At 69.8% G+C, this 8,924-nt stretch carries 7 protein-coding genes and 1 pseudogene; 5 read left to right on the plus strand and 3 right to left on the minus strand.

Annotated elements, in window-relative coordinates; translation table 11 throughout:
* Together pgi and B4M60_RS03920 are read right to left on the minus strand one after the other, a co-directional pair.
* Positions 1 to 1,089: glucose-6-phosphate isomerase (gene pgi, locus B4M60_RS03915; protein ID WP_291080481.1), on the minus strand; the 1,089-nt coding region annotated here is incomplete at its 3' end.
* Positions 1,090 to 1,233: 144 nt separating this feature from the next.
* Positions 1,234 to 1,512 (minus strand): chorismate mutase, encoded by a 279-nt coding sequence (locus tag B4M60_RS03920; protein WP_291080483.1) that lies wholly within the window; start codon positions 1,510 to 1,512, stop codon positions 1,234 to 1,236.
* 46 nt (positions 1,513 to 1,558) lie between these two features.
* On the opposite strand from B4M60_RS03920, the gene B4M60_RS03925 reads away from it, so the two are divergent.
* Genes B4M60_RS03925 through B4M60_RS03935 form a run of 3 tightly spaced genes read left to right on the plus strand, consistent with a single transcriptional unit; the run spans position 1,559 to position 6,120 of the window.
* A complete protein-coding gene (locus tag B4M60_RS03925; protein ID WP_414646724.1) occupies positions 1,559 to 2,995 on the plus strand; it encodes an alanine/glycine:cation symporter family protein in 1,437 nt (478 codons plus the stop codon).
* Between the two features lie 39 nt (positions 2,996 to 3,034).
* Positions 3,035 to 5,500 (plus strand): UvrD-helicase domain-containing protein, encoded by a 2,466-nt coding sequence (locus B4M60_RS03930; RefSeq protein WP_291080487.1) that lies wholly within the window; start codon positions 3,035 to 3,037, stop codon positions 5,498 to 5,500.
* 8 nt (positions 5,501 to 5,508) lie between these two features.
* On the plus strand, positions 5,509 to 6,120 hold the full coding sequence (locus B4M60_RS03935; RefSeq protein ID WP_291080489.1) for a GNAT family N-acetyltransferase: 612 nt from the start codon (positions 5,509 to 5,511) through the stop codon (positions 6,118 to 6,120).
* A gap of 16 nt (positions 6,121 to 6,136) precedes the next feature.
* Here B4M60_RS03935 and B4M60_RS03940 read toward each other — a convergent pair whose 3' ends face one another.
* Positions 6,137 to 6,856, minus strand: coding sequence for a M23 family metallopeptidase (locus tag B4M60_RS03940; RefSeq protein ID WP_291080491.1), 720 nt, complete (start codon positions 6,854 to 6,856; stop codon positions 6,137 to 6,139).
* A 463-nt stretch (positions 6,857 to 7,319) separates the two neighbouring features.
* Here B4M60_RS03940 and sucC point away from each other — a divergent pair, with 463 nt between their 5' ends.
* Both sucC and B4M60_RS03950 read left to right on the plus strand, forming a co-directional pair.
* Positions 7,320 to 8,486: an ADP-forming succinate--CoA ligase subunit beta gene (gene sucC / locus B4M60_RS03945; protein WP_291080493.1), complete on the plus strand. Its 1,167-nt coding sequence runs from the start codon at positions 7,320 to 7,322 to the stop codon at positions 8,484 to 8,486.
* A 21-nt stretch (positions 8,487 to 8,507) separates the two neighbouring features.
* Positions 8,508 to 8,924 (plus strand): annotated as a pseudogene (locus B4M60_RS03950) (succinate--CoA ligase subunit alpha); the annotation flags it as partial.

The following is an 8,924-nucleotide window of genomic DNA, read 5'->3' on the forward strand; positions in this document are numbered from 1 at the left end:
GCCGTCGAGGCGCACCGACTTGCCGAGCGACTCCATGGTGAGCTGCTGGAGGTAGGCGGGGAACCGCAGGAGGTCCTGGGCGTAGGGGATCACGGCCTTGGACTGGGCGCCGAGGAAGCACGTGTACCAGATCCCCAGCAGCGCCATGAGGACCGGCGCGTTGTGCTCCGGGTCCTCGGTGGCGAAGTGCAGGTCCATCGTGTGGAAGCCCTCGAGCAGCTCGACGAACGCCGCGGGGCCGACCGTGACCATGACCGACAGCCCGATGGCGGAGGACACCGAGTACCGCCCGCCGACCCAGTCCCAGAACTCGAACATGTTGTCCGCGGAGATGCCGAACTCGGCGACCTTCTCCGCCGCGGTGGACACCGCGACGAAGTGCGAGGCGATGGCGTCCTCGGAGCCCAGGGCCTCGACGAAGTGGCGCCGGGCCGCGTGCGCGTTGGCCATGGTCTCCTGGGTGGTGAACGTCTTGGAGGCCACCACGACCAGGGTCGTGGCGGGGTCGATCTCCGCGAGCACGGCGGAGAGGTCCGCGGGGTCGACGTTGGAGACGTAGCGCGCGCGGATGCCGGCGGTCTGAAGGTGACGCAGGGCCTTGTCGACCATCACGGGTCCGAGGTCGGAGCCGCCGATGCCGATGTTGACCACCGTGTCGATCCGCTCGCCCGTGTGCCCGGTCCACTCGCCCGAGCGGACGCGGTGGGCGAAGTCGGTCATGCCCGCCAGGACCGCGTGGACGTCGGCCACCACGTCGCGCCCGTCGACGACGAGCTCCGCATCCGCGGGGAGGCGGAGCGCGGTGTGGAGGACGGACCGGTCCTCGGTCGTGTTGATGCGGTCGCCCCGGAACATGGCGGCCCGCTGCGCCGGCAGGTGGGCGGCGCGGGCGACCTCGATGAGGGCGGCCAGGATCTCGTCGGTGACGAGGTTCTTGGACAGGTCCACGTGGAGGTCTCCGGCGGTGATCGACATCCGGCGTCCGCGTTCGGGGTCGGCCTCGAACAGCTCCCGCAGCGACACCTCGCCGATCGCGGGGACCAGGTCCTCCACCGCTGCCCACTGCTCCGTCGTGCTGATGTCGGTCATCACCGCTCCTGCCCAGAGGTACTCGCCTGTCAGCGAGGCTAGCCGGGAATAGGGAGGGGAAGGCGGGCTTCGTCGTCGTCGATACGTCCGACCTGGCCGATTTCACCCCCACCGACGACGTCCGGGTCCCTGGCCCCGGCTGGGTCAGCCCAGCCGGCCCCGGCCGAGGCGCAGGAGCATCCCCGCGAGCGTCTGGCCCTCCTGGCCGAGGGAGGAGAAGCGCTCGTAGACCTTGAGTTCGCGGGTGTGGACGAGCTTCGTCCCGCCGGACTGCATGCGGGTGCGGCCGATGCGTTTGGAGATCTCGCTGCGACGGACGATGGCGTTGAGGATCTCGGCGTCGAGCCGGTCGATCTCCAGGCGGAGTTCCTGGATCTGGGCCTCGGACAGCGGGTCGTCCGTGCCGGCGGGGTCGGTGGTCATGCGGTGATTATCCCACTGCGGTCGGATACCTCGGCGGGACCGTCTAATGTGTGCGCCCGTGGAGAACCTAAATTCGACCCTGGCGGACATCGGATCCGTGATCTGGGGGCCCTTCGTCCTCATCCCGCTGCTCCTGGGCACCGGCCTGTTCCTGACGATCCGCCTGCGGATGCTGCAGTTCCGCAAGCTCGGCCCCGCCCTCCGGCTGGGGTTGTTCCAGCGCCAGGACGACGGCGGCGTGGGCGACATCTCGCAGTACCAGGCGCTCACCACGGCACTGGCCGCCACCGTGGGCGTGGGCAACATCGTGGGTGTGGCCACGGCCATCGCGCTGGGCGGCCCCGGCGCGCTGTTCTGGATGTGGGTCACCGCGCTCGTCGGCATGGCCTCCAAGTACTCCGAGGCGTTCCTCGGGGTGCGATACCGCGTCACCGACGCCCGCGGCGAGCAGTCCGGTGGCCCGCAGTACTACCTGCACCGCGGGCTGGCCGAGGTCTACGGCCGGACCGGCGGCAGGATCGGCCTGGTCCTGTCGATCGTGTTCGCCGTCTTCGCCGTGCTGGCCAGCTTCGGCATCGGCAACATGACCCAGGGCAACGCGGTGGCCACCCAGTTGGAGAACTCGTTCGGGATCACGCCCGTGGCCACCGGCATCGTCATGTTCGTCCTCACCGGGGCGGTGCTGCTCGGCGGCATCAAGTCCATCGGCAGGGTCACGGCCGGGTTCGTGCCGCTGATGATCCTGCTCTACATCCTCGGCGGGCTGGTCGTGCTCGTCGTCAACGCCGAGGCGATCCCGTCGGCGTTCGTGCAGGTCTTCTCGGAGGCGTTCACCGGGACGTCCGCGGTCGGCGGCTTCGCCGGGTCGGCGATCCTCTACGCCATCCAGATGGGTGTCGCCCGCGGCATCTTCTCCAACGAGTCGGGCATGGGCTCGGCGGCCATCGCGGCCGCCGCGGCCAAGACCACCCACCCCACGCGGCAGGGTCTGGTGTCCATGACCCAGACGTTCATCGACACCATCATCGTCGTCACCTTCACCGGCCTGGTGCTGGTCACCTCCGGGGTGTGGCAGGAGGGTCGGGGGAGCGCCGGGACGATGACCGCGACCGCGTTCGCGCAAGCGATTCCGGAGGGCGACAAGCTCGTCGCGGTGTCGATCGCGTTCTTCGCGTTCTCGACCATCCTCGGATGGTCGTACTACGGCGAGCGGTGCACGGAGCGGCTCGTCGGCGCGCGCGGCGTCATCCCGTACCGCATGGTCTTCACCTGCGTGGTGTTCGTGGGCGCGGTCACCGAGCTCGAGGTGGTGTGGAACTTCGCCGACGTGATGAACGGACTCATGGCCATCCCCAACCTCATCGGGCTGCTCGTCCTGTCCGGCCTCATCGTCCGGGAGACGCGTCACTACCTGGACAACGACCCGGGGCTGAACGCGTCCGCCGCACAGGTGAAGGAGTTCATGGGGGCCGGTCAACGCTGAGTCCGGGGTGTCGGACCCAGTGGGTAGATTGGACCCACGATGACCGACACCGCACACGCCCCCACCCGCCCCGCCTCGCCCCTGTTGGACGGGCTCAACCCGCAGCAGGCCGCCGCGGTCACGCACCGCGGCGGCCCGCTGCTGATCGTGGCCGGGGCGGGCTCGGGCAAGACGAGCGTGCTCACCCGGCGCATCGCCTATCTGCTGGCCGAGGGCGGTGCCCACCCGGGCCAGATCCTCGCGATCACCTTCACCAACAAGGCCGCCGCCGAGATGCGCGAGCGGGTCTCGGCCCTCGTCGGACCCCACGCGGAGCGGATGTGGGTGGCCACGTTCCACTCGATCTGCGTGCGGATCCTGCGGGCGCAGTCCGCGCTTCTGGGCACCCGCAACTCCAACTTCACGATCTACGACTCGGACGATTCCCGGCGGTTGCTGGGGATGATCGCCAAGGAACAGCAGCTCGAGGTCAAGAAGTTCACGCCGCGCATGCTGGCCACGGCCATCTCCAACCACAAGAACGAACTGCGCGAGCCGTCGGACGCCATGGACCGGGCGCTCGAGGACTCGGACCGGACCGGGCAGACGGTGGCGGCGGTCTACACCGAGTACCAGTCACGTCTCCAGGCGGCCAACGCGTTCGACTTCGACGACCTCATCGGGGAGACCGTCGGCCTGCTCCGCGCGCACCCGGAGGTGGCCGCGTACTACCGGCGCAGGTTCCGGCACGTCATGGTGGACGAGTACCAGGACACCAACCACGCGCAGTACGTCCTGGTGCGGACCCTGGTCGGCGGGGTGGCGGGGGACGACGACGAGGTGGGCGTCCCCCCGGCCGAACTCTGCGTGGTGGGTGACGCCGATCAGTCGATCTACGCTTTCCGCGGTGCCACCATCCGGAACATCGAGGACTTCGAGCACGACTACCCCGACGCCCGGTCGATCCTGCTCGAGCAGAACTACCGCTCCACGCAGACCATCCTCTCCGCCGCCAACGCCGTGATCTCGCGGAACCCGGGGCGCCGGGAGAAGAACCTGTGGACCGACGAGGGCGCGGGCGATCTGCTGGTGGGCTACGTGGCGGACAACGAGCACGACGAGGCGAGGTTCATCGCCGGCGAGATCGACCGCCTGGTGGATTCCGGCGACGCCGCCTACTCCGACGTGGCCGTGTTCTACCGGACCAATAACTCCTCCCGCGTCGTCGAGGACGTGTTCGTGCGCCTCGGCCTGCCGTACAAGGTCGTCGGCGGGACACGGTTCTACGAGCGCAAGGAGGTGCGCGACGTGGTGGCCTACCTCAAGGTGCTCGCCAATCCCGACGACACGGTGGCGCTGCGCCGGATCCTCAACACCCCGAAGCGGGGGATCGGGGACCGGGCCGAGGCGTGCGTGGTGGTCCACGCCGAGCAACGGGCGATCGGGTTCGGGCAGGCGCTCCGCGACGCGGCCGGTGGACGGGTCGCGCTGCTGCCGACGCGGTCGGTCAAGGCGATCGCCGGGTTCGTGCAGATGCTCGACGGGCTCCGCGCGCTGCTGGACGGCAGCGACCACGCCGGGGGCGAGGAATCGGACCCCGATGTCGGCGCGCTCGTCGAGGCGGTGCTCGAGCGGACCGGCTACCGGGCCGAGTTGGAGGCCTCCAACGACCCGCAGGACGCCGCGCGCCTGGACAACCTCAACGAGCTCGTCGGGGTCGGCCGGGAGTTCTCCTCCGAGGCGGCGCTGCAGCGCTCCGCCCGGGAGCAGGGCTTCGGGGGGGAGCCCGTCGGGGACGCCGCGGGAGCGGTCGCCGACCAGGCGGAGGCCCAGCTCGACGAGGGCCTCGCGCAGCCCGGGTCGCTCGCCGCCTTCCTCGAGCGCGTGTCCCTCGTGGCGGACGCCGACCAGATCCCCGCCCATGACCAGGGGCAGGTCACGCTCATGACGCTGCACACCGCCAAGGGGCTCGAGTTCCCGGTGGTCTTCCTCATCGGCATGGAGGACGGGCTCTTCCCGCATATGCGCGCCCTGGGGGACCCGGCGGAGCTGTCCGAGGAGCGACGGCTGGCCTACGTGGGCATCACTCGCGCCAGGAAGCGGCTGTACCTGACCCGCGCCATGATGCGCTCGTCGTGGGGGCAGCCCATGACCAATCCGGGGTCGCGCTTTCTCGAGGAGATCCCCTCGGAGGCGATCGAGTGGCAGCGCGAGGAGCCCGCGGGCGGGGGAGGCTTCGGTGACGTGGCCTACGACGCGCCACGGCGTCGGTTCGGGTCGGGATCCGGCGGTGGCGTCGGCTCCGGGGGTGGAGCTGGGCGGTCGTCCGGCATCCCCCGCGCCCGGGCCTCCGCCCCCGTGCTCGACCTGGTGCCGGGGGACCGCGTGACCCATGACAAGTACGGGCTGGGCAAGGTGCTCGCGTGCGACGGGACCGGCCCCAGGGCCACGGCCACGATCGACTTCGGCGCGTCCGGCAAGGTCCGCCTCATGCTCATCGGCGGCGTCCCCATGCAGAAACTCTAGGAGCGGCCGTGCCCGCACGCATGCCCGAAGGCGTCTCGCTGCCGGGGCGCCTGGTCCGGCTCGATCCCATGACCGCCGACGACGCCGAGGGGCTGTTCCCACTCATGGCTGATCCCCGCGCGTTCGGGTCGGGGTACCCGTTCGAGACCGCGCACGCCGATCTCGCCCGGACGAGGGAGTTCGTCGCGGACCGTCTCGTGCCCGGGGCGGTCCCCTATACGGTCCGAGTGGCCTCGCCGTCGCTCGGTCCGGTCGGGGCGATCGCCGGGACCATGTCGCTGGTCGAGATCGATCCGCGGAACGAGAAGCTCCACCTGGGCTGGACGTTCTACGGGCGGGACTACTGGGCGACCGGGGTCAACGTGGAGACCAAGCTGCTCGTGCTGTCCCACGTCTTCGACGACCTGGGCTTCGGACGGGTCAAGCTCCAGGCGGACATCAGGAACGTGCGTTCCCGGGCCGCGATCATCCGCCTGGGAGCCCGGTTCGAAGGGGTGGCCAGGCGCGATGTCCTCCGGGAGGACGGGACGTGGCGGGACACCGCCATCTACTCGATCACCGTGGAGGAGTGGCCGGCGTGCCGGGTCACTCTCGAGGAGCGGCTCCGCGCGGCGCTGTGACGGCCGCCGGGGAGTGTCAGCCGCCGAGGGAGCCGAAGGCCTCGGAGCTGGCGGCGCCGGCCAGCGCGAGGCCGTTCTGGGCCAGCCAGATCAGGGGGTCGACGTGCTGGGTGCCCCCGTTGACCAGGACCTCGAAGTGCAGGTGGGTTCCGGTGGAGAAGCCCAGGTTGCCCATGCCGGCGATCTTCTGGCCCGCGTAGACGCGCTCGCCCTTCTGCACGTCGACGGTCTCCATGTGGCCGTAGACGGTCATGGTGCCGTCGTCCGACATGATCCGCACCCAGTTCCCGTAGCCCTGGGCCGGGCCCGCGTCGATCACGACCCCGTCGGTGGCCGCGAGGATCGGGGTGCCGTTGGCGTTGGCGATGTCGATGCCGGCGTGCATCGCGCCCCAGCGCATCCCGAACCCGGAGGTGAAGGCACCCACGGCGGGGATGGCCACCTTGGGCCGACGGGCCTGCTCCTCGGCGATCTCGCGCTGGGTGTTGATCTCGGTGCCCGCGTAGAGCATGGCCGACTGCGGGTTCTCGGACACCGCGGCGACGGTCGGTACCACGACGGGCTCGGGCTGCGAGGGGGTGGCCGTGGCGGTGGCCGAGGCCACCGGCGCGGGGCTCGCGGGCACGGACTCGCCGTTGGCGAGGAGGGCGATGTCTCCGGCGTCGGTCGAGTGGATGCCCGAGACGTCCAGGATGGACCCGGCGGACGCGGCGGACACCGCGGCGCCCGCGGCCACGGCCAGTACGGCCGCGCGGCCGCGGAGGGCCTGCGGGGGGGCGGGCAGCCGATGGCGGCCGGGCCGGTGCGCGCCGGAGGGGGGAATGACGACAGGAGCCGCTGGTGGCACGTGATGCGACTCGTAGTTCACCGGTGGCGTTTCCCCTCTGAAGTCGTGCTGTGATCGTTTCGTGACTAAGACTCGTCCAAAGTAACGGATCGGCAACAGCGCCGCAAGGTGCTCGGCGGAGCGGCAGGGAGGGGTGGGTCACACACGTGTGACTCCAGTGGTTCGAGAACTCGCCCGTGGCATGTGGGGCACGAGTTGCCCCGATCGGGGTCCGGCGCGCCGAATCCCCTGTGATCCGACGCACAGGGTTACCCCCACTGTGCGACGGGCGACACACTCCACGCTTAGGATGAGGGATGACTCGGCTTTCAACAGGGCCGGGCTAATCTATCCACGTCAAGATGGTGAGCTGATGGATCTCTTTGAATACCAGGCAAAGGCTCTTTTCGCTAAGCATGACGTTCCCACCACCCCGGGGCGCGTCGCGGACACTGCGGAAGAGGCCGAGAAGGTCGCGGCCGAGATCGGCAAGCCTGTCGTCGTCAAGGCGCAGGTCAAGGTCGGAGGCCGCGGCAAGGCCGGCGGCGTGAAGCTGGCGGAGGACGCCACCGAGGCGCGCGCGCGGGCCGAGGACATCCTGGGCCTGGACATCAAGGGCCACATCGTCAAGAAGCTCCTCGTGGCCGAGGCCAGCGACATCGCGGAGGAGTACTACATCTCCTTCCTGGTCGACCGTGCCAACCGCAACTACCTGGCCATGTGCTCGGTCGAGGGCGGCGTGGAGATCGAGCAGGTCGCCGAGGAGTCGCCGGATCGCCTCGCCCGCATCAACATCGACCCCACGGTCGGCGTCGACGTGGCCACGGCGCGCGAGATCGCGGCCGCCGGTCATCTCCCCGAGGAGGTGCTGGACACCGCCGCCGTGACGATCGCCAAGCTGTACGAGGTCTTTGTCAAGGAGGACGCCACGCTCGTCGAGGTCAACCCGCTCGTCCGGACCCCGAACGGTGAGATCCTCGCGCTCGACGGCAAGGTCACCCTGGACGAGAACGCCGAGTTCCGCCACGCGGACGTGTTCGCCGACTTCGCCGACGCGGGCACCACAGACCCGCTCGAGCAGAAGGCCGCGGAGAACGACCTCAACTACGTCAAGCTCGACGGCGAGGTCGGGATCATCGGCAACGGCGCCGGCCTGGTGATGTCGACCCTCGACGTGGTCGCCTACGCGGGCGAGAACCACGGCGGGGTCAAGCCCGCCAACTTCCTCGACATCGGCGGCGGCGCCTCGGCCGAGGTCATGGCCGCCGGCCTCGACGTCATCCTGGGTGACGAGCAGGTCAAGAGCGTGTTCGTCAACGTGTTCGGCGGCATCACCGCGTGTGACGCGGTGGCCAACGGCATCGTCAAGGCCCTCGAGATCCTGGGTGACGAGGCCAACAAGCCGCTCGTCGTCCGACTGGACGGCAACAACGTCGAGGAGGGTCGCAAGATCCTCGCCGACGCGAACCACCCGCTCGTGACCCTGGCAGACAACATGGACTCCGGCGCCGACAAGGCCGCCGAGCTGGCCTCCAAGTAGGAAGAGAAGGAACCACAAGATATGTCGATCTTCCTCAATAAGGACAGCAAGGTCATCGTCCAGGGCATCACCGGCGGCGAGGGCACCAAGCACACCGCCCGCATGCTCGCGGCCGGCACCCAGGTCGTCGGCGGCGTCAACGCGCGCAAGGCGGGCACGACCGTGGCCCACAAGGACGCCGACGGCAACAGCGTCGAGCTGCCCGTCTTCGGTTCGGTGAAGGAGGCCATGGAGGCCACCGGTGCCGACGTGACGATCCTCTTCGTCCCGCCGCCGTTCACCAAGGACGCCATCATCGAGGCCGTGGACGCGGAGATCCCGCTCGCCGTGGTCATCACCGAGGGTGCCCCGGTCCTGGACACCGCCACCGCGTGGAACTACAACCTCGCCAAGGGCAACAAGACCCGCATCATCGGCCCCAACTGCCCGGGCATCATC

Origin of the sequence: Dietzia sp. UBA5065, from assembly GCA_002415925.1 — a bacterium.
Taxonomy (GTDB): domain Bacteria; phylum Actinomycetota; class Actinomycetes; order Mycobacteriales; family Mycobacteriaceae; genus Dietzia.